Annotated in this window: 16 protein-coding genes; 6 read left to right on the top strand and 10 right to left on the bottom strand. The window is 44.1% G+C overall.

Annotated features, from left to right (window positions below; all coding sequences use genetic code 11):
• The first annotated feature begins 25 nt into the window (after positions 1-25).
• The 3 genes from BCU75_RS04310 to BCU75_RS04300 all read left to right on the top strand — a co-directional run bounded on the left by BCU75_RS04310 (position 26) and on the right by BCU75_RS04300 (position 3,100).
• On the top strand, positions 26-1,003 hold the full coding sequence (locus BCU75_RS04310) for an ABC transporter permease (RefSeq protein WP_076679140.1): 978 nt from the start codon (positions 26-28) through the stop codon (positions 1,001-1,003).
• A gap of 2 nt (positions 1,004-1,005) precedes the next feature.
• Entirely contained in the window at positions 1,006-1,944 is a 939-nt protein-coding gene (locus BCU75_RS04305; RefSeq protein ID WP_004735541.1) for an ABC transporter permease, read from the top strand.
• Positions 1,945-2,131: 187 nt separating this feature from the next.
• Positions 2,132-3,100 carry an SPOR domain-containing protein gene (locus tag BCU75_RS04300; protein WP_102473018.1) on the top strand — a complete coding sequence of 323 codons (969 nt, stop codon included), beginning with the start codon at positions 2,132-2,134 and terminating at the stop codon, positions 3,098-3,100.
• Positions 3,101-3,191: 91 nt separating this feature from the next.
• On the opposite strand, the gene BCU75_RS04295 is transcribed toward BCU75_RS04300, so the two are convergent.
• The 6 genes from BCU75_RS04295 to BCU75_RS04270 form a co-directional block, all read right to left on the bottom strand.
• Entirely contained in the window at positions 3,192-5,969 is a 2,778-nt protein-coding gene (locus tag BCU75_RS04295; RefSeq protein WP_102473017.1) for a hypothetical protein, read from the bottom strand.
• A 241-nt stretch (positions 5,970-6,210) separates the two neighbouring features.
• Positions 6,211-8,541 carry a hypothetical protein gene (locus BCU75_RS04290; RefSeq protein ID WP_102473016.1) on the bottom strand — a complete coding sequence of 777 codons (2,331 nt, stop codon included), beginning with the start codon at positions 8,539-8,541 and terminating at the stop codon, positions 6,211-6,213.
• A 322-nt stretch (positions 8,542-8,863) separates the two neighbouring features.
• On the bottom strand, positions 8,864-10,168 hold the full coding sequence (locus BCU75_RS04285; RefSeq protein ID WP_241905343.1) for a hypothetical protein: 1,305 nt from the start codon (positions 10,166-10,168) through the stop codon (positions 8,864-8,866).
• Positions 10,169-10,410: 242 nt separating this feature from the next.
• On the bottom strand, positions 10,411-10,977 hold the full coding sequence (locus BCU75_RS04280; protein WP_102467032.1) for a sigma-70 family RNA polymerase sigma factor: 567 nt from the start codon (positions 10,975-10,977) through the stop codon (positions 10,411-10,413).
• Positions 10,977-12,413 carry a chromosome partitioning protein ParA gene (locus BCU75_RS04275; RefSeq protein ID WP_102473014.1) on the bottom strand — a complete coding sequence of 479 codons (1,437 nt, stop codon included), beginning with the start codon at positions 12,411-12,413 and terminating at the stop codon, positions 10,977-10,979. The genes BCU75_RS04280 and BCU75_RS04275 overlap by 1 nt, the downstream gene beginning before the upstream one ends.
• Before the next feature lie 2 nt (positions 12,414-12,415).
• A complete protein-coding gene (locus tag BCU75_RS04270; RefSeq protein WP_102473013.1) occupies positions 12,416-13,753 on the bottom strand; it encodes a serine/threonine-protein kinase in 1,338 nt (445 codons plus the stop codon).
• A gap of 298 nt (positions 13,754-14,051) precedes the next feature.
• Between BCU75_RS04270 and BCU75_RS04265 the strand changes: the two genes are divergently transcribed.
• Entirely contained in the window at positions 14,052-15,293 is a 1,242-nt protein-coding gene (locus BCU75_RS04265; protein ID WP_102473025.1) for an NADH:ubiquinone reductase (Na(+)-transporting) subunit B, read from the top strand.
• A gap of 92 nt (positions 15,294-15,385) precedes the next feature.
• Here BCU75_RS04265 and BCU75_RS04260 read toward each other — a convergent pair whose 3' ends face one another.
• The 3 genes from BCU75_RS04260 to BCU75_RS04250 form a co-directional block, all read right to left on the bottom strand.
• On the bottom strand, positions 15,386-15,637 hold the full coding sequence (locus BCU75_RS04260) for a DUF6482 family protein (RefSeq protein WP_076679144.1): 252 nt from the start codon (positions 15,635-15,637) through the stop codon (positions 15,386-15,388).
• 132 nt (positions 15,638-15,769) lie between these two features.
• Positions 15,770-17,125, bottom strand: coding sequence for a glutathione-disulfide reductase (gene gorA, locus BCU75_RS04255; RefSeq protein WP_102473012.1), 1,356 nt, complete (start codon positions 17,123-17,125; stop codon positions 15,770-15,772).
• Positions 17,126-17,313: 188 nt separating this feature from the next.
• A complete protein-coding gene (locus BCU75_RS04250) occupies positions 17,314-18,168 on the bottom strand; it encodes a 23S rRNA (adenine(2030)-N(6))-methyltransferase RlmJ (RefSeq protein WP_102473011.1) in 855 nt (284 codons plus the stop codon).
• A 278-nt stretch (positions 18,169-18,446) separates the two neighbouring features.
• On the opposite strand from BCU75_RS04250, the gene prlC reads away from it, so the two are divergent.
• Positions 18,447-20,489 (top strand): oligopeptidase A, encoded by a 2,043-nt coding sequence (prlC, locus tag BCU75_RS04245; RefSeq protein WP_102473010.1) that lies wholly within the window; start codon positions 18,447-18,449, stop codon positions 20,487-20,489.
• Between the two features lie 112 nt (positions 20,490-20,601).
• Here the strand turns inward: prlC and asnC are convergent, their stop codons facing one another.
• Entirely contained in the window at positions 20,602-21,066 is a 465-nt protein-coding gene (asnC, locus tag BCU75_RS04240) for a transcriptional regulator AsnC (RefSeq protein WP_004735550.1), read from the bottom strand.
• A 125-nt stretch (positions 21,067-21,191) separates the two neighbouring features.
• Here asnC and BCU75_RS04235 point away from each other — a divergent pair, with 125 nt between their 5' ends.
• Positions 21,192-24,314 (top strand): EAL domain-containing protein, encoded by a 3,123-nt coding sequence (locus tag BCU75_RS04235; RefSeq protein ID WP_102473009.1) that lies wholly within the window; start codon positions 21,192-21,194, stop codon positions 24,312-24,314.
• The last annotated feature ends 92 nt before the right edge of the window (positions 24,315-24,406 follow it).

The following is a 24,406-nucleotide window of genomic DNA, read 5'->3' as shown; positions in this document are numbered from 1 at the left end:
GTCATGGATAGATAAGGGGCAAGGAATGGTTACGTTTCTGGTCAAGCGCCTGTTTCAGGCACTGATAGTGATGTTTGTGATCAGTTTGGTGGCGTTTGCCATTCAGGATAACCTGGGCGACCCGTTACGTGAGTTAGTTGGTCAATCTGTTTCAGAATCGGAGCGTCAAGCGCTGCGTGATGAACTCGGCTTAAATGATCCCTTCGTTACAAAATACACTCGCTTTATAGGCGCAGCCCTACAAGGTGATCTTGGTACTTCATATTTCTTTAAACGCCCAGCTGTGGACGTGATTCTAGATAAACTGGTCGCGACGCTTGAACTTGTGTTCGGTGCTTCTCTGATTATTGTTTGTTTGTCGATTCCATTAGGCGTTTATTCTGCAATACACCCAAAAAGTTTCTTCACTAAATTGGTCATGGCGGGCAGTAGTATCGGTATATCGGTACCTGTTTTCTTAACTGCAATCATGCTGATGTACGTGTTCTCTATTGAGTTAGGTTGGCTGCCGTCATTTGGACGTGGTGATACGGCGAATTGGTTTGGTTGGGAGTCTGGCTTCTTAACGCTCGATGGCCTTGCACACTTGGTACTGCCGAGTATTGCTCTGGCATCTATCATGCTGCCTCTGTTTATTCGTCTAGTTCGTTCTGAAATGCTAGAAGTTCTAAGTTCTGAATACATTAAGTTTGGTAAAGCGAAAGGCCTAGCGCTAAACAAAATTTACTATCAACACGCATTGAAAAACACCATGCTACCGGTTCTTACTGTTGGTGGTGTTCAGATTGGTACTATGGTGGCATACACCATTCTTACTGAAACGGTTTTCCAGTGGCCAGGTACAGGTTTCTTATTTTTAGAAGCGATCAACCGTGTAGATACACCACTGATTACCGCATACGTTATTTTTGTTGGTCTTATTTTCGTAGTGACTAACACGATTGTTGATTTGCTTTACGGTGTTATCAACCCAACCGTTAACATCACAGGGAAAGGAGCATAATCATGGAACAGACATCGACAGTGCCGTCTCGCTGGGAACGTTTTAAGCAATCAGACATTGTGTATTACTTCTTGCGCGACAAAGTGGCAATGGTGAGTTTCGCCATTTTCTCAATCTTTTTAGTGATGGCATTAGCAGCACCTATTCTAGCGCCAACAGACCCGTACGACGTGACATCGATTGATATCATGGATTCAGAGCTGCCACCATCATGGATGGAAGACGGCGAAGAGCGTTTCTTGCTCGGAACGGATGAGCAAGGCCGCGATATTTTATCTACCATGCTTTACGGTTCGCGCTTATCACTGACCATTGGTTTCTTAGCGGTAGGTCTACAACTGACGCTTGGTATCATCATTGGCTTGTCTGCGGGTTATTTCGGAGGCCGTATTGATAGCTTCCTGATGCGTTTTGCTGATGTTCAGCTTTCGTTCTCAACCATGATGGTTGCGATCATTGTCTCGGCCATCTTTAAGGCGAGTTTCGGTAGTGACTTCTACGCGCAATATGCCGTTGTTATGCTGGTGGTGATCATCGGTATTGCTGAATGGCCGCAGTATGCGCGTACGATTCGTGCATCTGTATTGGCAGAGAAGAAGAAAGAATACGTAGAAGCGGCACGTGTGATGGGCTTTAGAGCGCCTCGTATTATGTTCCGTCATATTTTACCGAACTGTTTATCACCGATTTTGGTTATCTCTACGGTACAGGTGGCAAATGCCATCATGTCAGAAGCGGCACTTTCTTTCCTAGGTTTAGGTCTTCCGGTAGACCAACCGTCACTGGGTGCTCTGATCAGTACTGGTTTTAACTACATTTTCTCAGGAGCATGGTGGATCACAGCATTCCCAGGTGTGCTTTTGGTAACATTGGTTCTAGTTATTAACCTATTAGGCGACTGGTTACGCGACGTGTTTAACCCGAAAATTTATAAAGGGTGATAACTCGGTTTGATTTTTAGTAAAAAAAGTCACTAAACTAAGAGCCGTAAGCAATTACGGCTCTTTTTTTGCTTAATGGATCTGGAACTTAGTATCATTGATAGTGTCAATAATACTTAAAATGGAATTCATATTTTATCGACATAGATTCGGTAATAATTAGCCCGTGAGGGTTTAAGTGGTGGTTATGAAATTGACAATGAATGCTGTATGTCGTGCTGTGACGAGAAACTATCGTATGGGGCTTATCGCTGCATCCCTTTTGGTATCAAGCCAAGTGAGTGCAGAGTCGGTTCTATGTGATGCAACTCAGGCAAGCACTAACCAATTACCACAGCTAGAGCAATCATGTCCGATCGGCAAGGGTGTTTGGGGAAGTAAGGCGCCTAAACGTCATTCAGATAACGAGCTGTTTTGGGTTCAATGCGGCCTGCTGAATAAGCCTTTGTCACTGAACCGAGCAAAGCCCCTATATGAGAAGATCTCGACCAACGTTTGGATGAAGCCTGAAGGCGGAGACTATCGCTGCTTAATCGGACCTTATTCTACATTCTCTGATGCGAGAAAAGACTTAACTCAGGTGCGTAAGGTTCCCGGTTATGGTGAAGCCTTTATTCGTATGGTTGATAAGTCGAAAACCTCATCACAGCCTATCGTTGCAAAAGCGGCAGAACTAAAAGCTGTAAAGCCTAAGGCTTCTGTAAAAGCAAAAGTAGAAGCTAAGCCTGTATCGAAACCTGTGGCTGCCAAGGAAGCGGCGGCGGTAACAAGTGCTGCTGCTATTCAGACGCTACCAAGCGGTAACGCGAGCTCAGACAATGATCTAGAAATCGAGATTCGCGTGAAAGCAGACGTTGCGGGTAGCCAATATGCGATTCCTTACCTTCTAGACCATCAGCAGCAGTTCTACATGGAGCAAGGTAAGCCTTGGAGTCGTCTTGATTACGATAGCGCTGCATTGGTGTGTAATCAGGTCAACATGAAGCTGATGAGTGAAAAGCAATGGCAGAGCATCTTGAGCTCAAAGGTTATGGAAAAACAGAACTGGCCAATGCATCTCCCTTATTGGGGCGCAGATAAGAAAGGTCTGTTTACCAACGGTAACGTAAATCAATTGAAAGGTTCTTCATTGCTTAATGTTATGTGTGTTAAGTAGCGTTAAGAGTATTGGAGTTACCGTAGGCCGAAAGGCACAGATAAAAGAAACCCCAGCGATGTGCTGGGGTTTTTGTTTAGTTAGCCGGAACCTAATCTTGGATTAATGGTAGCTTATCGATCACTTTTTCCATTGATTCATGATCATATGAGTATAGACCAAACTCAGGAGCAGATACGTAGTTCCACTGTGGCTCTTCGCTCCATTTAACACCAATATAAAAGTCACCAAACTCACGTTGAATGTAGCGGTAGCGTGTCTTGTAGTCGGAGTCAGAACCTGTCTCTTCTAGTACCATCCTTTCGCGGCCCAAACTATCAAGCTCGTAGCTTAGATTTCCAGGAGTCTCGAAGCCTGTTGGTTTGATTGATTTGTAGTCGTATGAGTTTTCAGCATACACAAATTGACCAGAAGCATACGTTAATGGGTAGCCATCAAGCTCTGGATCGAATTCCTCTCCAGCCTCAACCGTAAGGTCGAAATCAGTGGAGCCAGAAATAATCTTCTCAGAAGCTGGCGACGTCTGTGCAAATGTTGAGGAAGTTGAGTCTAGCCAGAATAGTTCGTCTTGATTTACTTTCAAGATAATCTGGTATTCGCCTTCCTCTGGTTTATGTTGATAAAGCATCTCGTAGAGACTGCCTTCTTTATCAATCATTTTCCCGTCATTGAGTGTCACATCCATACAGTCTTTATCTTGATGTGACATGTAGTCATTGTACTTATCCAGTTCACCTAGCTTAGCAAAAGGTGCGTAGCTCTTACCCCATTGGTCAAGTGCGTCACTCATGTTACCTGAATAGTTTTCGTCGCTATTTGAGCCCCAGCAGAACATCAATCCGTGCTCATCTTTAGCAAGTGATGCGTAGCCGATTTCACCATCATTGTCGGCAAAGCTACCCATTTTCCACTCTTGATTATCGAAGTGTGCTTCAGTAAATCCAAGTTCTAGTGCTGGTGGATCAACTTCATCACTAGGCTTCGCATTTGGCAATGCAAAGGTAACTATTTCAGATTCAATATCGTTTTCGTCACCACCAGAGAAGTTGATTCCTTTCGCTACGTAAAGCATCACGCCGTTGGTTTCTGATGTAGGTGTACCTTCCAGTGTGACTAAGCCACTTGCATCTACATTTACTGAAACACCTGGGATTGGGTTGTGTGCTGGCTCATTGTCGTGAGCAGCGTAGTTTGCATAATATTCAACGTCACCAGAAACATTCGAGGTAAATAACTCGCTGATATCGAGTTGTCCAGAGAAGCCTTCACCAGCTTTAAGTGACCAAGTGTCTGTAATAGTCTTCTGCAGATCGGCTTTCACTGTAAGTTCGACAGTAATATCGCCGATCGTAACGACTGGCAAATCAAAACTAGCAGGCTCAGACACCATGAATGTCGCTGCGTGGCCATCATCAGCCGTGATGTTGAACTGTTTTGTGTCTGCGGTTGGTACCTCAGGATGACCTGAGATAAGCAGTTTGCCTGATTTAGCGTCGTACTTTGATGTCAGCCCTTTTACGACATTACTAATGTTGGAATCATAAGTTAGAGTATCGTTCTCGCGATCTGTAAATAGGCCGTTAACCTTTAGCTCTGCTGAGAAAGCTTCACCCTGCTTCATTGTCCAGTTATCAGTAATATCGCGCTGTAATTCTGATCGTGCTTCCGGATCTACTTTTGGCGCAGTATTTACTAGCGAAACATCGAATGAGAATGTAGTACTTAGCTCACTCAGTACTTTGGAGTTAGCAGTGGCACGATCAACTGCTGTTAGAGTAACAATGTAGCTGCTTAGTGTAGGAATAAAGCTATCTTTTGCTGAGATAGTTAATGTCTCGCCTTCTAGCGTTACCGTAATTTCTTGCTCACCATTCACTTCAGCACGAGCGATAGCGATGTTTTGATATTTATCTTCAGAACTGTACTTATCTTGGAATAAGTTTTCAGGAACAGTGATAGTCTGCGTAAACCCTTGACCTTCAACTACCTCCAGTTTTACAAATTTTGATTCGAGATCAGCTTGTGCTGTAGGGTCTACCAGTAACTTGTAGTTAGTCACAACGGTTTCTGGTTGGCTTGGATCGATAACAGGCTTCTCATTAACAAGTTCCTCAGAACCCATGTTCTCTTCTGTTACGATCTCTTTAGAAGTTTCTGCAGCGGTCTCGGTAATGCTATTTGCATTATTTTCGTAGGCTGTAGGATCTTGTGCTTTGGATTCAGTAAGAATTTGTGCAGTTTTGTGCAACTGTGCGCTTTCAAGATCATCTTTTGAAGTAGCTACAAAGTCTGAAAATAGATCGATAGGTTCTTCAATCGTTCCGCCTAAATCTTCGTTTACAGATGTCGTCGCATCTTCGAATGAGCTATTGTTTTTCTGCATTTCAATAGCAACGAGGTCGGTAATTGGAGAGATAACTAATGCAGTTTTATCGGTACCCTCAGGGGTGCGAAATACAACGCTGTTAGCTATTGGTTGGCCTTCATGGTCCATGTCTGTAGTGTAAACATCCATAAAATCAGAATAGCTATCCGCTTTAGAACTCAACGCTGAAAGCTCTTCAGCAAGCGCTTTAGTCATATCGCCTGGACGAAGTGTTTTTATGGCTAGTTTTCCATCAATTTCAGTATCTACTGGAAGTGTGATTTTGCCATCTTTGTCTGTTAAGCCAAATATAGTATCCGTACCAACCTCTAAAACGCCAGATTGACCTACATCGTCAAATACAACTGCATTTTTAAAGTAGCCGTCGAAGCCAGTAATCACAATACCGCCTGGAGTTGCTCCATCAGATGAACCTCCATCTGAACCGCCACAACCTGATAATGCAATAGCCACTGACGCTGCTAGTAAACTAACCTTCTTCATTCTTTCCATCCTTACCGAGTGAAATCTATTATTTTTTTGAAGTTGTATAAAAACGGGCTAGTTTTTACAGCTTGTATTCGGTAGGTGCAAGATACGGAAATTAATAGAAAATCCGTAAAAATTGTCATAAAAAACAATTTGTGGAATTGGTTATTTGCAAGGTGTACGTGCGGGCTTGGCCATATTGTTCGTGGGGATAAAAAACCCCGCCGGAGCGGGGTATTGATATCAATGTGTTCTGTTAGTCTTTGTTAGCGATGCCTGTCCATTCAATGTTGAATTTAACTGCTTCTAGGTACTCGCCATCGCTGTCTTTTACCTTACCAATTACGCTGTATACGTTATTAACAGTTAGTGCTGGTAAGTCAAAGTCAACAGAGGCATAGTTGATGCCGTTTTCTTCATTTGTGTAGCACTCAATCGGTGTGCCATTGAACTCTTTAGATTGCACTGAATCAATATCTTCACCTGTGAAGTAAAAGCCTGAGAAGAATTCTTTAACGGTTTTACATGTAAAATCATTGTTTGGAACATCAAAGTATAAATCTGCGTCCATAGTACCTTCATCACCGTTACTTATATCTTCAGTTAGCGATAAAGTAATAACGCCAAGGTTGTAAGTTATATCTGCTTCTGCTGGTAAGTAGGCGTTAAAGCCGCGCTCCTCACCTGACATTTCAGATGTCACATTGATACGCTTTTCGATGTCTGCTTTATTGCTGAAATATGTGTACCGTTCTGCTGAATCTTCAGTAGAGTCTTTCATTCGGTGAATGATTGTTTTAGCACCAGTAGAAATATCATCTGCGCCTTCAAACACTTCTACTTGGAAGGTTTCAACTAGGTTTTGTCCATCTTCTACGAACTCAAATGTCGCAAAAAGCTTACCGTCGATAACTTCGTAAGTTGCATTTTCAGTTTGAGTATCAGCAGCAGAACAGCTTGTTTTATTTGCGATGCTTCTTACGTTGCCTAGTACAATGCCATCTTCGAACTTGATTGAATCACACCAGATGCTTGCGTAGTTCTGCTCATTTTCACCGTTTGAACTACCGTGCTCTAGCATGTACCAAGTCTTACCTTCTAGAGGGTGAAGATCTGGTTCTGGAACCACACCTTCAGCGACTTTAGGCATCAACATTTCTTGGTAAGCTGCAGCGTCTTCGTTATCAACACCACCAACCATGAATGCTTCAGAAGCGTCAGCAGCCGTTGCTTTGGTTGGCGTACCCGAAATGGTAATGATTGGGTTCGTACCTTCTTGTGGAGATACAGTTAGCCCTGGGATTGTCATATCACCAGTACGGTAAGAAACAATGTCACCATCTTTGTCTGTGAATAGGTTTACAATATTGATGGTTTGTTCGAATGGAACGCCAACCTCTAGCTGCCAGTTGCTAATTTCAGCTTGTAAAACATTATATTCCGCATGGTCAACAGTAGGAACTTGGTTCGCAGCTTCAATTTTAACGTTGAAAGTCGCGATCGCAGAACCAACGACTTCTGGAGTTGAGTTCTTATCTTCAGCCGTTAAGGTCACAGCAAACTCACCAGAAGTTCCAATGTAGTCTGATGCGAATAGAGTCAGAGTATTATCTGTTAGAGTGACAACAATACCGCTTGCTGCTGGGATGTTGTGAGTAACAACTGGTGTGATTAGGTTTTGGTCTTTATCAACAAATAAGCCAGTTATATCAAGAACGATATTTGATGATCTACCATTCTCTTCCAGTATTGAGATTTTACCTTGCTCTGTTTCTAAAACGCTTGCTGTTACAACCAGCTTATTGTTGGCTACAACAACAGGGTCAAGAGCGTCACCAGGAGCGGCATTATCTTCAATAACAGGTTTTAAATCGTTGTCTGCTAGTTCTGCTGGAGTTAGCGTATCAACGATCGCATCTGCTTCTTTTGCAAACTGCTCGGATTTTTCTACATAAGTAGTAGGGTTAGCCGCTTTCGATTCCGTTAGGATCTGTGCTGTTTTGTGTAGTTCAGCATTTGCATCAGCACCTGAAACGAAATCAGAGTAAGGGTCGATAGGCGCTTCTTCTGTACCACCTAAAGCTGTGTTAACAATCGCTACTGCTTCTTCTTCAGTAACGGGCGCAGCGTCTGTGCCTCTTGCCATTTCAATCGCAACTAAATCAGTAATTGGTGAAATTACATCTGATGAAGTTGGAGCGCGGAATACCAACTCATGAACCATTGCTTGAGCCGGGTGGTCCATATCAATTGTGTATTTACCCGCGTATTTGCTGCTATCGTGATTTACGAGTGCAGTTTGTACTAATCCGCCAGGTGTTAATGTTTGAAGCGCAAGAGATCCGGTAACACCACCAGATATCTCAATTTGGCCTTGGTCGTTGGTAAGACCGAAAATAACGTCAGAGCCAATGTCCAAAACGCCATTGTTGTTTTTATCATCAAACACAACCGCTTGGTTAAAGTAACCATCAAAACCTGTAATTGTTACACCGCTCGGAGAAGGTGAAGCTGAATCACCATCTGAACCACCACAGCCTGTTAGGGCGAAAGCCACTGACGCTGCTAGTAAACTAACTTTTTTCATGTCATATCCTTTGTAAAGAGCTCTAGCCAAGCTCTGTATGTCTATTGTTTTGAGTTTTATATTGTTCTGGTGAATGTTTTACTGGGTGTAGATCGTTTTATCAACACACGTAAATTTTGAAAAAATCCATAAAATATATTTGATTTTATTTATAGGTTTCGAGTTTACGACTGTCGTTATCAAGCGGATGTCGAAGGAACGGTGAGTTATGAAATGATGCCGGGGTTGCATTGGGGTTGGTATGTGATGTTTGGTTATGAGAAACGCTACCTGAAGCCGATACTTACACATTCAGAACCAGCTTGCAGGCATTATGGAGCTTTTAACCATCAGGGCCTAGGAATCTAACATTGAGTTTGATCTCTTCGACTTTATGACGCCACTCAGTTTTCGGGCGAAGGATTATGCTAAAGACTTCGCCATGTTTGAATTCGTCATGGTCGAAGAAATCAACGTCCAAGTATGAGTATTGAAGAGTTTTTATTGGTTGTACACCACATTCGATGGGGGCGTTCTTTTCACTGACGGTGTATCCAATCACATCACCATACAAGCCTTGTCCACCGATCGAGAAGAAATCAAACTTGTTGAGGACGTCTTTGCAAACGACAGTTGTGCTGTACGACTGTATATTTAAATCACCATCCATTTCGTCCGGCCAATCAGGATTCTTTAATTGGTAGTTGCCAATGTGCATACCATACCAACCCAAGTAGTAGCGGCCATCGTTGGCGAGATACATGTAGTTCTGCATGGTCATCTGCAGCGCTTCTAAGCCTGTAATGGTGTTTATGCGCTGCTCTATTTGAGCTTTAGAGGCAAGCGTATAAGTTTCATAGTTATTATTCATTTTCACTTGTGCCACATGAGCCGTTGTGAAAGTAGGGTTACTTGGATAGGTTTCTAAGATTTTCCAGTGCATGTCATTATCAAATATCGACTGGGTGCTAGAGACGATAAGAGTATCGCCATCAACCTGATAACTCCCTACTTTACGCAGTTCATATTCATTCGGGCAGGTGGTTAAGGTGTTCGAAGATGCGAAGAACACTTCATCATTGATAAATTTAAAAGCTTCGCAGTATACCTTTTCATAATTGTAAGTCTTGCCTGCAAATCGATGGTTGGTCTCCAGTCGATACCAAGTTTCGCCAATTAAAGGGTGTAAACCATTCTCCTCTAGCCCTGAAGACATTGAAGGGAGAGAAAAGCTGGTCGTAACCCATGCATTTTCTTCTGAACCATGGTAATTATCTTTGGCGCGAGCAATAAGCTGAGTTGGCGCTACACCTACTTTCGGGGTGCCTTGGATACTTGTCTTTCCGCCGATATTCGAAACTGAGAACTTCGGGTGATTAACGGCGATTTGTGTCGTCAGTAGATCATCATCAGGATCTTCAAATAGTCCTATAATGTTAACCGAGTAGTTAATCGGAGAGTTTTCAGTAAAAGACCATTGGTTGATTTCATGCTGAATGCTTTGCTGCACCGTGAGATTCACTTTTGGTTTTTGATTGCTGTCGGCTCGATCTTGTTCCTTTGTGATGACTGTCGTTCGAGTTTCTGCTTTAAATGTCTCCACATCTAATTGCACTGATTCGAAGGTGCCTGGAACTGACGTAGACATTTGTGTAACGTCTGCTTTTTCTTGAGTAGATTGAGTTTTAGCTTTTGTATTTACATCAGTTAAACCCCCCACTAAATCTGTAGTTACCAGGCTATGAGGTGACGGCTTATTATTAGAAGATAACTGTTTTATGCCACTATTGATGTACGGCATGTTAGTTTCTTTTGATGCTATCCAAGGAGGCAGGAGCATGATAAATCCACAGCCTGCAACTAGCAGTAAACAGAATCGCTTTTTCATTACTAAACCAGTTTGCTCTGTAGCCAGCAGCGAGAGAACTTGAGATCTTTCTCAATCAGACTTGCACTACACTCTAGGATCTCGCTGATCTCTCTATTTTTCATACCCATTAAGTATTTAAGCTTGAGGGCTTGAGACTGCCGTGGGTAGTGAAGACTGAAGTTATCTATCGCTTTATCCATGATCATTAATTGCTCAAACTTATCGTCTTGGCTGTCGCTCAGTATGGTTATCTGTTGGCGTTTTTTTGCCTGAAGGTGGCGAGCATTATCGATTAAAATCTGGCGCATCACTTTTGCAACCATAAGGAAAAAGTCTTTTTTATTTTTGATCGATTGAAGGTCAGAAGAGGAGATCTTCAGGTAGGCGTCATGAATCAAAGCTGTCGTGCTGTTCATACTGTCGCTCAATACTTGATTGTCAGTGCCATATTTTTGAGCGCTTCGAGCTCGTTCTTGTTGAGCAATATGTCTTAGTTGTAAGTAAGCGAATTGATATAAATCGGTTTCGGCATTTTTATCGCCGGATTGCCATTGTTGGATAATTTGTGTGATATCTGCAGTTGCCATTAGCTATTAGACCTCACTTTGGTAAATTCAGAAACGGATAAGGTGCTGATATTATGTGATTTATCAGGGTTTAGTGATATTTTTTGTTTGAATCTGTAGAGTATGCCTTGATCCCAATCTTGGCCTGCAGGTAAATATTCCCATGCGGTGAAATGCTGCTGTGGTACTGAGTCGTACCAACGCACGGTGACGTTCATTTGGGCAAGAGAAGTCGTAGGCTCAGGGTTAGTCAGCCACCACATATCTCCAAATTTGTCTGTAACCTCTTGCGTATATTGCTGGTGGTTCGTCGAGCAGACCTCGATATCACTAGGATCAAGAAAAATGCGTTTATCTTTGATGAGCAGGCACTCGTTGATGATGTCGGCTTGTTGATACAGAGTGTGTTGCCAAACACCTTCATATGGGATGTGATTGCCGCGTTCATTGGTGTAAGTGAACCAGATCATCTCAGCCTTATTTGAGTGACGGATGTGCTTTTTCTTTCCCAAACCTTGGGTTTTTTCCATCAGCAACTCGGTTTCTGTATCAAAATCCAATGCAACGGTACGGTACTTCCAATCCCCTTCATCGTTGTAGTCTTCAATTGAGAACCCACTTAAATCGTGGCGAGTACAACCTTTTTGAGCACAACTGGTAAAGCCCGTCCAGCCATCGCTGTTGGATAACGGCTCGCGAATGATCTTTTGGGGGGTGTGGTAAGGGCGTAGATTACATCCGTTAAAGTAGTCACCTGTTCCTGGGAACTGAATGAGTTCTGTGTCTGTGATTTGGTAGCTAAGCTCTCCAATCGGACCTTTGTATTTTGGATTGGTGTGGTGAGCTAAGTCGTAAAAGCAAGCGCGTCCAGCATAGTCTTTCTTGGCTATTATTATGTTATGAAGCACTTTGTCTTTAGGAGAAAAAATGATTTCCTCCGAGGCAAAGTTGTTCTTGATGTATTCTTGGCTTTGGTTGAGATGCTTTGCAGCTTCTTTGACTGAAACAAGGTCAATGCCTAGTTCTTGATCATCTAAGTAGCTCAGATCGAGCTTTTTGAGCTTCTTTTGAAACTCTACGTCAGATAAAACTTTACTCGCTAAAATGATTTCGTCACGGTGTTCTGGCGTGTCATCGAGTGACAGCAGTAAGCGGGTCATATTGATGCTGCGGCTTGGACGTGTCGATGACAAGGTAGGGGTGATGACTTCTTGCCCTGATAGTGTCGTCAATAGGTAGCCGGAGTTATCAGTGCCGATGAAAAAGCTTACGATGTCACCTGAATTGTATTGAAACGCACCTTTATCTGTCGTGCCTGAGAGATTGGAGCTAGTTTCGTAGTAAAGCCCTGATACTGGGGAATCAATAAAATACCCAGTGAGAGGTTCGCTATCATTAGCACGAATGTAAAGACTCGTTGAATAGATGGTTATCAGTAGGAGAAGTATTTTTTTCATAATTAATTATTGGATGACTTTTCTTTGTTTTTGTTAATCACGGACTTTTCAGGTGATGGTGTCAGCATGGCCAATAGCATTTTTTGTTTAACGTCTTTGGGTAAATCAGGGTTTGATAATATCCGACGTCTAGTGAGTTCAAGCATCGTGCCGACTGACATTTTTGCAGCATCACTGCCTTTGGCATGAAACAGCAGACTCGTCACTTCATACATCATCTCTTCCGCGACTAGTTTTTCTTTTTGTAGCTGCACATTCTTATGGAATATCGCTGTTGAAAATGTTGCGCCTGACAGTAGTAATAGAATTGTTAGAGCACTCTGTACAGGGCGTCGCTTTAATAGCTTTGCTAATGAATAAAGCGGCTGCTTCTCTCTCAAAGAAATGGGGCGGAACTCTAAGATACGTACTACGTCTTGGCGCAATTCACTTACGCTGGCATAGCGACGATAAGGTTCGTGGTTTGTCGCTTTTTCTACAATTAGATTAATATCTAAGTTTGAAGAAGAGGCAAAAATCAATGCTAGAACCTTACCCAGTGAGTAAATATCACTTTGTTGAGTTAAGAAGTGACCTGCAATCTGCTCTGGACTGGCATAGGCCTTGCTATAGGCTGTTAATTTGGAAGCATCTGAGCTTTGGTGGAGTGCAGGTTGTTTGACCTTTTGAGTTAGATTGAAGTCGAGAATCTTAGGTGAACCAAAAGGATCAATTAAGATATTCTCAGGCTTGAGGTCAGCATGCAGCACTTGTTTCTGATGGGCATGTTCAATTGCTGAACAAATTTCTTTAAATACACTGAGCTTTTGTTTTTCACTGACAGAACGATTCTGTAAGTACAGAGAAAGCGTTTCCCCTTCAACCCGCTCCATCACAATGTAGACCGATTCTTCGTAGACTCCACCGTCAAACACTTTGGCTATGCATGGATGGTTTAAATGTGCGAGTAATTGCGCTTCTTGAAATAGAGCATGCTCACCTAAAATATGTGAAAGAGCTGGTTGTATGAATTTGATCGCTAAGTCTTGTTCAAAGGTCCTATCTGCTCGACTGGCTGAGTAGACAATCCCCATACCACCGCGACCGAGTTCATGAGATATATAGTATTTATCGACTAAGGTGTCGGTGAGGCTAAGTTCGGATCCTGTTGCTTGCTGTGCGTGAAAGCCGAGCAGTGATGTGATCTGCTCTGAAGATACTTCGTTAATGAGAGGAAGTATTTGCTCATATAAGCTGGGTTCTTCTTGCTCTAGTTGCTCTAAATAGAGACTTTTTTCCGCGTCGGAGAGATCCATGAGGTGATAAAAAACCTCAGTGGGACTACTGCTTCTGTTTTGCACAACTGATCTTTTTTATGTTTTTTATTATTCGTGCATTCTATAAGAGTTTTAGATGCTTTTTCGATATTTTTATCAACTACGCATAAAAAAACGAGCTAACGAGTCGCACTTTTGAGAAATTATGTAAAAATCCTGTTCTGTGATCTTCTCCCCAAAGTTTTATTCTTGATTTTCTGTCAAATATTGACTGGAAATAGATGGTTAAAGATTCACTTTGTGAGGGTGGATAATGAAAATTGCTCTCTAGTCTTATTTGTTTCGTATTGCTGTTTACTCACATCAACGAGGTTACAAAGATATGAAGTTGAATAAATGGTTAGAGGGCATATCCCCTCAATTCGAAGCGGGTGGTAAATACGAAAAGCTTTACCCAGTGTACGAGGCTTTCGCGACGATATTTTACACGCCTGGCAACGTAAACCAAGGCTTGACCCATGTTCGAGACAGTATCGACCTCAAACGAATCATGATTCTGGTGTGGTTGGCGACCTTCCCTGCAATGTTCTGGGGCATGTATAACGTCGGACACCAGAGTGTCTCAGCACTAACATCCAGTTATCAACTCAATGAGCTTACCTCGGTTATCGAAAGTAGTTGGCGCTTGTCGTGGGCATTTGGCGATGTGCAGTCATTGATAGCAAGTGGCTGGGCAAGTCAGATGTTACTTGGAGCACTCTATTTTCTACCTGTTTATGCCACGGTGTTTGTTGTGGGTGGCTTCTGGGAGGTCTTGTTTGCAGTCGTTCGTAAGCACGAAGTTAATGAAGGCTTCTTTGTTAGTTCGGTGCTGTTTGCACTAATCCTCCCGCCAACCATTCCGCTCTGGCAAGCCGCATTAGGTATCACTTTTGGTATCGTTGTCGCCAAAGAGCTGTTCGGTGGTACAGGACGAAACTTCCTTAACCCTGCACTAGCAGGCCGTGCATTTCTCTACTTCGCATACCCAGCCAACATGTCGGGTGGCTTAGTTTGGGTCGCGGCTGACGGCTATTCAGGAGCGACGCCGCTCAGTCAATGGTATGAAGGTGGTAGTACTTCGCTCATCAACAATATGACTGGCGAGGCGATCACCTGGATGGATGCGTTTATCGGTAATATTCCGGGGTCGATGGGTGAGGTTTCTTCGCTGCTTATCATGTTGACGGGTCTGATTCTGATTTTTATGAATATAGCTTCTTGGCGAATTGTTGCTGGAGTCATTATTGGCCTTGTGGTGACCTCTAGTTTGATGAACTGGATCGGCTCCGATACCAACTCTATGTTTTCGATGCCGTTCTACTGGCACTTTGTGTTGGGTGGTGTTGCCTTTGGTACGTTCTTTATGGCGACCGACCCAGTATCAGCAGCCTTTACCAATAACAGTAAATGGGCTTACGGGATTCTTAGCGGCGTGATGACGGTCGGTATTCGAGTGCTCAATCCTGCTTATCCAGAGGGCATCATGTTGGCCATTCTGTTCGCCAACTTGTTCGCACCACTGTTCGACTTTATCGTCAAAGAGCAAAATATCAAACGCAGACTGAAACGGACATTGCGTTGATGTAAGCGTAGAAGAGGAAAATTGACGCCCATAAGAAAGGCTTGCATTGATGCAAGCCTTTCAATTTTTGCCGCGATTGATTTGAAGTTGATTTAACTCCACTTCAAATCAATCTCGAACGGCTGTGTGTTGTCACAATGCTCACCGCACATTTCATCATAAGCGCTGTTATGGATAAGTGTCGCCGATGCTACACCTTGGTCACTAAAGTGATCGCGTGCTTGGTTTACACTCAAAAACTTCATTGGGTGCTGGTGGTTATCTTTGATTAATTGCTTTTGCTCGTCAATAACTTGGTAAGCCAAGTAGATCCCGCCTTCAAATGATTCAATTAGTAGATTCATCACAAACTCCATTGTTGTTCTAGATAGGTTAGTACCTGTGTTACGTGGAGTTGGGGAGTAAGGTTCAAGAGTGGGCATAAAAAAAGCAGGCACAAGGCCTGCTTTTTAAGAGTTATCAACAAAAGGCGTTGATTACCTCATCGTTACGAATTCTTCGCTGCCAGTTGGGTGGATAGCTACAACAGAGTCGAAGTCTGCTTTGGTTGCGCCCATCTTCATTGCAACGCCGAAGCCTTGAAGCATTTCATCAACAGTGAAGCCGATGCCGTGTAGGCCGACGACTGTTTCTTCTTCGCCAGCACATACTAGCTTCATCTTACAAGGTTGACGGTGTTTGGTTACTGCTGTGTACATTGCAGTGAAGCCAGACGTGTAAACCTTGATGTTGTCTTTGCCGTACTTCTCTTCAGCTTCTTGAGTCGTTAGACCGATCGTGCCGATAGGTGGGTGGCTGAATACAACAGTAGGCACTAGCGTGTAGTCCATCTTCGCGTTCGTTTTGCCGTTGAACAGGCGTTCAGAAAGCTGACGACCGGCTTTAACGGCTACAGGTGTTAGTTCGATGCCGCCTTCCATGATGTCGCCAACACAGTAGATGCCAGGAACATTTGTTGTTTGGAACTCATCTACCTTGATGTAGCCGCGGTCGTTGGTTGCAACACCCGTTGATGCTAGGTTGATAGCGTCAGTCGCTGGGTGGCGACCGATAGCCCAAATTAGGTGGTCAACGTTTTGAGTGTTGCCGTTTTCTAGATGCAGAGTCAGAGTACCGTCTGCTTCTTTCACAACTTCTTTAGGTACAGAATGCGTGTGAAGGGTTGGGCCTTCCGCTTCCATTACTTCAACCAATGTTTCGATGATCATTGGGTCGAAGCTACGAAGTGGTGACTCTTTACGGCAGAACAGGTGTGTTTCTGTGCCAAGTGCACTTAGTACGCCTGCAATCTCAACTGCGATGTAACCTGCACCGATAACCGCAACACGCTTAGGTTGCTCCATCAGGTCGAAGAAGCCATTTGAGTCGATACCGTGCTCGGCGCCTGGGATGTTTGGAATGGTTGGGCGACCACCCACTGCGATCAGGATGTGATCCGCTGTGTAGTGTTCACCGTTAACTTCAACGGTTTTCTCGTCAACAAACTTAGCAAAGCCTTTGATTACGTTTATTTTGTTGTTACCCAAAACGCGATCGTAAGATTCGTGGATACGACCAATGTACGCTTGGCGGTTTTCAACCAACTTGCCCCAATTGAAGCCTTTTACTTCAACGTCGAAGCCGTAGTCTTCAGAGTAAAGATTGATAGCTTCAGCAACTTGAGCGCCGTGCCACATTACTTTTTTAGGAACACAACCAACGTTTACACAAGTACCACCAAGGTCTTGAGCTTCGATAAGTGCAACTTTTGCACCGTGCATTGCTGCGCGGTTAGCTGATGCGATGCCGCCTGAACCGCCACCGATACAGATGTAATCAAAATGAGTCGCCATTACTTTCTCCATTTATTGAAGGCTGTGGGTACAGTGAGTGTACTGAACACCTACGTCCTATAGATTCTTAAATTGTCTAATTATTATATTGAGGGCAGATCGGTTGAACTCAATCTCCCTGTTTAAAATTTATTCGTGTACGTCACAATCTGCTGAGCATTCGTCAGACGATGACGTTAAGTTCGAGATTACTCGGGTACGATCCACTCTACTTTGAAGTGACCGGTCGCCGGCGCAATTGCTTCCTTCAAGAACGGAAGAATTTCGTTCATTTGGCTTTCTAGCTTCCAAGGCGGGTTGATAACAATCATGCCTGATGCTGTCATGCCACGCTCGTTGGTGTCTGGTGATACGCCAAGTTCGATTTGTAGAATCTTGTTGATGCCTAAGCTTTCTAGCCCTTCGATCATGTCTTCGATATCACAGCGGTTTACCACCGGGTACCAAATTGCGTAGATACCGGTTGCCCAGCGCTTATGACTTTGAGCAATCGCAGTCACAACATCGCGGTACTCTTTTGCTAGTTCGTAAGGTGGGTCGATTAGCACCAAACCACGACGCTCTTTAGGCGGCAGGCTGCCTTTTAAGCGTTGGAAGCCATCTTCTTTGTAGATAGATACTTGACGATCGCGGTGGAACTCTTGCTCAAGCAGAGGGTGATCGGCTGGGTGAAGCTCGGTTAATACCATTCGGTCTTGGTCACGCAGATGCGCACGTGCAACACGTGGTGAACCTGGGTAGAAACGCAGTTTCTCGCCATTGTTGAGTGCTGAGATAGACTCAAGGTAGCTTTGAATGTCTTCAGGAAGTTCTTGTTGCCCCGCTTCACTTGCAGACCATAGACGTGCAATACCTTGTTTGTATTCGCCCGTTTTTTCAGACCATTCATGCGTTAAGTCGTAACGACCTACACCAGAGTGAGTGTCATGGTAAACAAAAGGCTTATCCTTCTGTTTCAAAGAATTAAGAATAAGGCTCTGTACGATATGCTTTACTACGTCGGCATGGTTGCCCGCGTGGAAGCTGTGGCGATAACTTAACAAATTAAACTCTCGTAACACTCTCGAATTAGAGTGTGGTTAGTGTAGGTGGGGTTAATTTGACTATTATAACCCTCAATGGACCATAAATTCTCGAACAATTCAGGAACAGTCGTTCGCAATATGCAGTTAGTTATTGGTTCTACTATTGAAATTTGCCTTCATGGGCACTATTTAATAACTATTCGCAGGTGATTTTTTAGGGCGCTCCTTAGCCTGATGACTGTAAGACGACCTCATTATAAAAAGACGAAAGTCTCTAAAGCCAAAGGAATGTTTATATGTCTAATCCGCTATTAACCTTCACGGACTTACCTCCGTTTTCACAAATCAAACCTGAGCACGTTAAGCCAGCGGTTGAGCAAGTGATTGAAGAGTGTCGCAACAAGATAGAACAAGTACTTGAAGGTAATACTTCACCAAGCTGGGACAACCTCGTTGCTCCGATTGACGAAGTGGATGATCGTTTAGGCCGTATTTGGTCACCAGTAAGCCATATGAATTCTGTCGTGAACAGTGACGAACTGCGTGATGCTTATGAGAGTTGCCTGCCTGTGCTATCTGAATACGGCACTTGGGTTGGCCAACACAAAGGTTTGTTCGAAGCATATAAAGCGATCAAGGCAAGCGAAGCATTCTCGGCATTAAATCGAGCTCAACAAAAAACCATTACTGACGCACTGCGTGACTTTGAATTGTCAGGCATTGGCTTACTCGCAGACGAGCAGCACCGCTACGGCGAGATCAGTAAGCGCCAATCTGAGCTGGGCTCTCAATTCTCAAACAACGTACTTGATGCAACCATGGGTTGGAGCAAGCAGGTAACAGACGTGGCTGAACTGGCCGGTATGCCTGAATCGGCATTGGCAGCAGCACAAGCGGCGGCGGAAGCTAAAGAGCTAGAAGGTTACCTACTGACTCTGGATATCCCATCATACCTGCCGGTGATGACGTACTGTGACAACCAAGCACTGCGTAAAGAGCTGTACGAAGCTTACGTGACTCGCGCTTCAGATCGCGGTCCAAATGCTGGCAAGTGGGACAACACCGAGATCATCACCGAGCAACTTAAGCTGCGTCACGAGATCGCACGCATGCTTGGCTTTAGCACTTACAGCGAGAAATCTCTGTCGACGAAGATGGCAGAAACGCCAGACCAAGTACTTGGTTTCCTTAACGACCTAGCAGTAAAAGCCAAACCGCAAGGTGAGCGCGAAGTAGAAGAGCTACGTCAGTTTGCTGAGAAAGAATTCGGTGTTTCTGAATTAAACCTGTGGGACATCGCTTACTACAGCGAGAAGCAAAAACAGAACCTGTTCGAGATCTCTGATGAAGAGCTTCGCCCTTACTTCCCTGAGTCGAACGCAGTTTCTGGTTTGTTCGAAGTACTAAACCGTGTGTTTGGTATGTCGGTGACTGAGCGTGAAGGTGTGGATACATGGCATGATTCAGTGCGTTTCTTCGACATCTTTGATGCGACAGGCACATTGCGCGGTAGCTTCTACCTAGATCTATACGCACGTGAACACAAACGTGGCGGCGCTTGGATGGATGACTGTCGCGGTCGTCGCATTACTCAATCTGGCGAGTTACAAACACCAGTGGCTTACCTAACGTGTAACTTCAACAAGCCAGTCGGTGATAAGCCTGCGCTATTTACGCACGATGAAGTGGTTACCTTATTCCACGAATTCGGCCACGGTATTCACCATATGTTAACGCAAGTTGATGTGGGTGCGGTTTCTGGTATCAATGGCGTGCCTTGGGACGCGGTTGAGTTACCAAGTCAGTTCCTAGAGAACTGGTGTTGGGAAGAAGAAGCGCTGTCGTTCATTTCTGGTCACTTCGAAACGGGTGAAGCGCTACCAAAAGAGATGCTAGAGAAGATGCTAGCGGCGAAGAACTTCCAATCAGCGATGTTTATCCTGCGCCAGCTAGAGCTTGGCTTGTTCGATTTCACGCTACACACTGAATACGATCCAGAAGTCGGTGCTCGCGTACTAGAAACACTAGCCGACGTGAAGTCTAAGGTATCAGTATTGCCAAGCCTTGATTGGAACCGCTTCTCACACAGCTTTGGTCACATCTTTGCTGGTGGCTACAGTGCAGGCTATTACAGCTACCTGTGGGCAGAAGTATTGTCTGCAGATGCGTTCTCGGCATTTGAAGAAGAGGGTATCTTCAACACTGAAACCGGCAATCGCTTCCTGAACAACATCCTTGAGATGGGTGGTAGTGAAGAGCCGATGGAGCTGTTTAAACGCTTCCGTGGTCGTGAGCCTCAAATCGACGCGATGCTGCGTCACGCAGGTATTCAAGCTTAGGTTTATGATTACCTTATATTGCTAGCTGCATAGCTTAGATAGATTAAAGGCTGAACATTGCGTTCAGCCTTTTCTTTTTTGGACACCCCAAAGAATCTAGTTCGTATGTGAGCTAGGGATTCACATTACGATTGATAGGGTTCTGCAACGAAATCAATGTCTCTGTCGATTGAACCTCGTCAATCGCCTGCAATTTATCAATCAGTACGAACTGCAGTTCTTCGATCGACTTACACATCAGCTTTACAAAAATATTGTAAGCACCGGTGGTGTAGTACGCCTCGACCACTTCATCTAAAGCATTGAGTTTGGCAATGGCCGAGTGGTAGTCGCGGGCTGCGTTAAGGTTAATACCAATAAAACAGCACACGTCGTAACCTAGCTTTTTGGTGTTTACCACAACTTCTGTTCGCTCAATAATGTCTGCTGATCTCATCTTTTCGATGCGAACGTGAATCGTCGCAGGGCTGACATCGAACTGCTTGGCCATTTCAGCATAAGGAGTACGAGCATCTTCCATCAAGGTTTTGAGAATGGCACGGTCTAGATCATCTAGACGAGCTGTAGTTGTGGACATGCATAATCCTTAGATTGAACGAAAATAGACCGGCTAGAGTACACATCATAGCCAAGGGTGATAATATTAGCAGTAACTATAGGGTTAGGGTGAATTCAGTGCGATTTTCGTTATTTTTTATTGTGATGTGTTGGAGTGTTTTTGCTTCAGCTCAGGCAAAGGATGTGTTGGTTATTCACTCTTATCATCAAGGTTTTTTCTGGACAGACAGTTTCCAAAAAGGACTGGCAGAAGAGCTGGATCGAAGCCGCTTGTCTTATCGAGTCGTATATCTCGATAGTAAACGCACACAAAATGCTGAGTATTTAGAGCGTGTGTATCAACTCTATAGAAATAAATTGATGCACGAAGATTTTGCGGCCGTTGTTGTGAGTGATAACAACGCGTTAAACCTAATGAAGCGATTGGCTCCGGAATTAAAGGGTACGCCAGTGATTTTTGGGGGAATTAACAACTTTTCACCAGACATGATTGAAGGGTTGAACGCGACAGGCGTAACCGAAGATACCGATATGGCGAGCAACATCGAACTGATTAAGCGCCTTCAAACGTCGGTAAAAAGAATTCATGTCGTAACCGATCACTCGGTCACTGGCGAGGCTGTTCGTAACCAGATTGATACCTTTCTTGAAAACAACCCTGAGATGTCAGGTGTTGTGAAGCATTACACGCCAGACACTTATCAAGAATTGATAGCATTTACTCAAAAGGCAAAGCCGGGTAACTGCTTGTTGTTCTGGGTTTATTTTAGAGATATCAACGGCCGTGTGACTAGCAATGAAGATTGGCGAGAATTAAATAAAAAAAGCCAAATACCTATCTATATGGTTAACGATTTAGGCTTGGGGCATGGCGCTATTGGCGGTGTGATTCAAGGAGGAAAGATTCAAGGTCGAGAGGCTGGAAGCATACTTTTAGAAGTACTTGATAACCCATCAGCTCCATTGCGCGCCGTGGTTCCCGGTGCTGCTGAAATTAAACTCGACTATCAACAGATCTCTCGCTGGAACCTAGGCGCAGAAAACGAAGCATCGGTGACTTTCTTAAACAAACCCAAGCCGTTTTGGATTCGTTATCACGATGAAATTCGTACGATCGGCCTACTTTTCTTAAGCATGTTCTGTGTGATCGTCACCTTGATGTACTACCTTAATCGCTTGAAAAAAAGTGAGCGTACGACTAAGAAAAGCCAATTGTTACTTGAGTCAATTTTTGATCAGAGCCTGCAGTTCATGGGAATCATTGATAAGGGCGGTGTGTTGCTGTCGAGTAACAGTAAATTGCATGAGCTTCTCTATAACCAAGGTTATAAATTGGGAACACCTCTTCAAAGCCACCAACACTGGGAAGACTCAGCAAGGCAGGAACTGAAGGATTACTTTACCTCTAGCCATGAACATCAGATTTTACGATTTGAAGCTGAGGTGTGGTGTCGTGATCGTGGTGCGATGGTGTTGGATATCTCATTAAAGCCTATGCCTGGCAGTGAAGAAGAAGACATTCAGTTCCTATTTGAAGCTCGTGATGTTACGTCGGGTAAACTCGCGGAGAATAAGTTGTTCCAGCGTGAAGCTAACCTAAAGCTGTATTACGACAAACAACCCGTGATGATGATTACGCTCGATGGCAATAACCGCATCCAACAAGTGAACCAGTTTGCGGAGCAGTTGCTAGGTTACCCGCTAGACCAGCTATTAGGTCACCGTCCTAGAGAGTTTTATGTCGATGAAAACTCAATGATCCCGCGTCATATCTTGTTGCAACCACAACATAATATTCGTGGCGTATGGCGTCGTGATATCGAATATCGCCATGCAGACGGAAGCACAATCTGGATTCGTGAAAATATTCGCCCGTTGGTTGAGTCTGATCAGCTGTTGATTGTGGGTGAAGACATTACTGAAACTCGAGAGTTGTCTGAAAAGTTAGAGTATCAAGCTCGTTATGATCTGCTAACCGATACCTTCAACCGGAACCACTTTGAACAAGAGCTGCAAAAGGCGCTTAAAGAGGTTGAGAGCCACATGCGAACTCATGCCATGCTGTTCTTGGATTTAGACCAACTCAAGGTCTTGAACGATACTGCGGGGCATGAAGCGGGTGATGCCGCAATCATGTTCAGTGCCAAGCTGCTGGAAGAGGTACTGCCCTACAATGCAGTGTTAGCGCGAATGGGTGGTGACGAATTTGCAGTATTAATCAAAGACTGTACTGAGCGAGATGCGGTCAATGTGTGTCGCAGTATTATCTCGACGATGAGCGAGAACCCATTCTTGTGGGGTGATATTCGCCTTAATTTGACCAGCTCTATTGGTATCCGATTGATTGACCATACTGCCGCCTCACCACAGATGGTGCACGCTCAGGCCGATGCTGCTTGCCATGCAGCTAAAGAGGAAGGGCGTAACCGTTACAACCTTTACCATCAAGATGATGAAGATCTGCGTCGTCGTCACCTAGAGATGGAATGCGTGAACCTAGTGCATGAGGCTTTGGCTAACGATCGCTTAGAGTTGTTTGCTCAGCGCATTCTTGGCCTAGATAAAAGCAGCGACAAAATGCACTTCGAAATCTTGGTTCGTATCAAGAATATCCAAGGTGAATACATATCCCCGGGGATCTTCATGCCGGCCTCAGAACGCTATAACATAGCGCATTTAATCGACCGCCAAGTCGTCAGTCAAACTTTGAGTTGGTTAGAGCATCGCCCCGGTATTATCGATGATTTGGGGATGTGTTCAATCAACCTTTCTGGTCACTCGATGGGTAATCGAGAGTTTGTAGAGTTCTTAATAGATAGCCTAAGCGATTCATCGATACCGTGTCATAAGATTTGCTTAGAGATCACCGAAACCGCCGCCATGAGTAATATGAAGCAGGCGATCAAGTTCTTTACTCGCATCAAAGAGCTCGGTTGTATGATTGCATTGGATGACTTTGGCTCAGGGTTATCGTCATTTGGTTACCTGAAGCAACTGCCCGTTGATATTGTGAAGATCGATGGCTTGTTTGTACGTGATATTGATGTGAACGAGATGGACCATGTGATGGTTCGATCGATCAATGATTTAGCTAAGCAGATGGGTAAACACACGGTGGCCGAGTTCGTTGAAAATACCCAGATCATCGACAAGTTGAGAGAGCTTGGTGTGAACTACGCACAGGGTTACATCATAGGCCGACCTAAGCCGCTTGCGGAACTCGTTGAAGAGTTAAGGCAAGAGCGAGAGATAGAGCAATTGGTTTAGATAAGCTGACTTTAGCTGTGAATACTTTTCACCGTTAATATGTATTGTTGAGGCAATCAGGTAAACTGGTTGCCTCTTTTGTTTTGAATACT

Origin of the sequence: Vibrio splendidus (genome assembly GCF_002873455.1) — a bacterium.
Lineage (GTDB): Bacteria > Pseudomonadota > Gammaproteobacteria > Enterobacterales > Vibrionaceae > Vibrio > Vibrio splendidus_J.
Note: the sequence above shows the minus strand (reverse complement) of the source record. Positions and strands in the feature narration are given on the sequence as shown.

Coding starts and splice junctions, on each gene's coding strand:
- BCU75_RS04310 (WP_076679140.1), top strand. CDS start 26: ATGGTTACGTTTCTGGTCAAGCGCCTGTTTCAGGCACTGATAGTGATG.
- BCU75_RS04305 (WP_004735541.1), top strand. CDS start 1,006: ATGGAACAGACATCGACAGTGCCGTCTCGCTGGGAACGTTTTAAGCAA.
- BCU75_RS04300 (WP_102473018.1), top strand. CDS start 2,132: ATGAAATTGACAATGAATGCTGTATGTCGTGCTGTGACGAGAAACTAT.
- BCU75_RS04295 (WP_102473017.1), bottom strand. CDS start 5,969: ATGAAGAAGGTTAGTTTACTAGCAGCGTCAGTGGCTATTGCATTATCA.
- BCU75_RS04290 (WP_102473016.1), bottom strand. CDS start 8,541: ATGAAAAAAGTTAGTTTACTAGCAGCGTCAGTGGCTTTCGCCCTAACA.
- BCU75_RS04285 (WP_241905343.1), bottom strand. CDS start 10,168: ATGTCTACGTCAGTTCCAGGCACCTTCGAATCAGTGCAATTAGATGTG.
- BCU75_RS04280 (WP_102467032.1), bottom strand. CDS start 10,977: ATGGCAACTGCAGATATCACACAAATTATCCAACAATGGCAATCCGGC.
- BCU75_RS04275 (WP_102473014.1), bottom strand. CDS start 12,413: ATGAAAAAAATACTTCTCCTACTGATAACCATCTATTCAACGAGTCTT.
- BCU75_RS04265 (WP_102473025.1), top strand. CDS start 14,052: ATGAAGTTGAATAAATGGTTAGAGGGCATATCCCCTCAATTCGAAGCG.
- BCU75_RS04260 (WP_076679144.1), bottom strand. CDS start 15,637: ATGAATCTACTAATTGAATCATTTGAAGGCGGGATCTACTTGGCTTAC.
- gorA (WP_102473012.1), bottom strand. CDS start 17,125: ATGGCGACTCATTTTGATTACATCTGTATCGGTGGCGGTTCAGGCGGC.
- prlC (WP_102473010.1), top strand. CDS start 18,447: ATGTCTAATCCGCTATTAACCTTCACGGACTTACCTCCGTTTTCACAA.
- asnC (WP_004735550.1), bottom strand. CDS start 21,066: ATGTCCACAACTACAGCTCGTCTAGATGATCTAGACCGTGCCATTCTC.
- BCU75_RS04235 (WP_102473009.1), top strand. CDS start 21,192: ATGTGTTGGAGTGTTTTTGCTTCAGCTCAGGCAAAGGATGTGTTGGTT.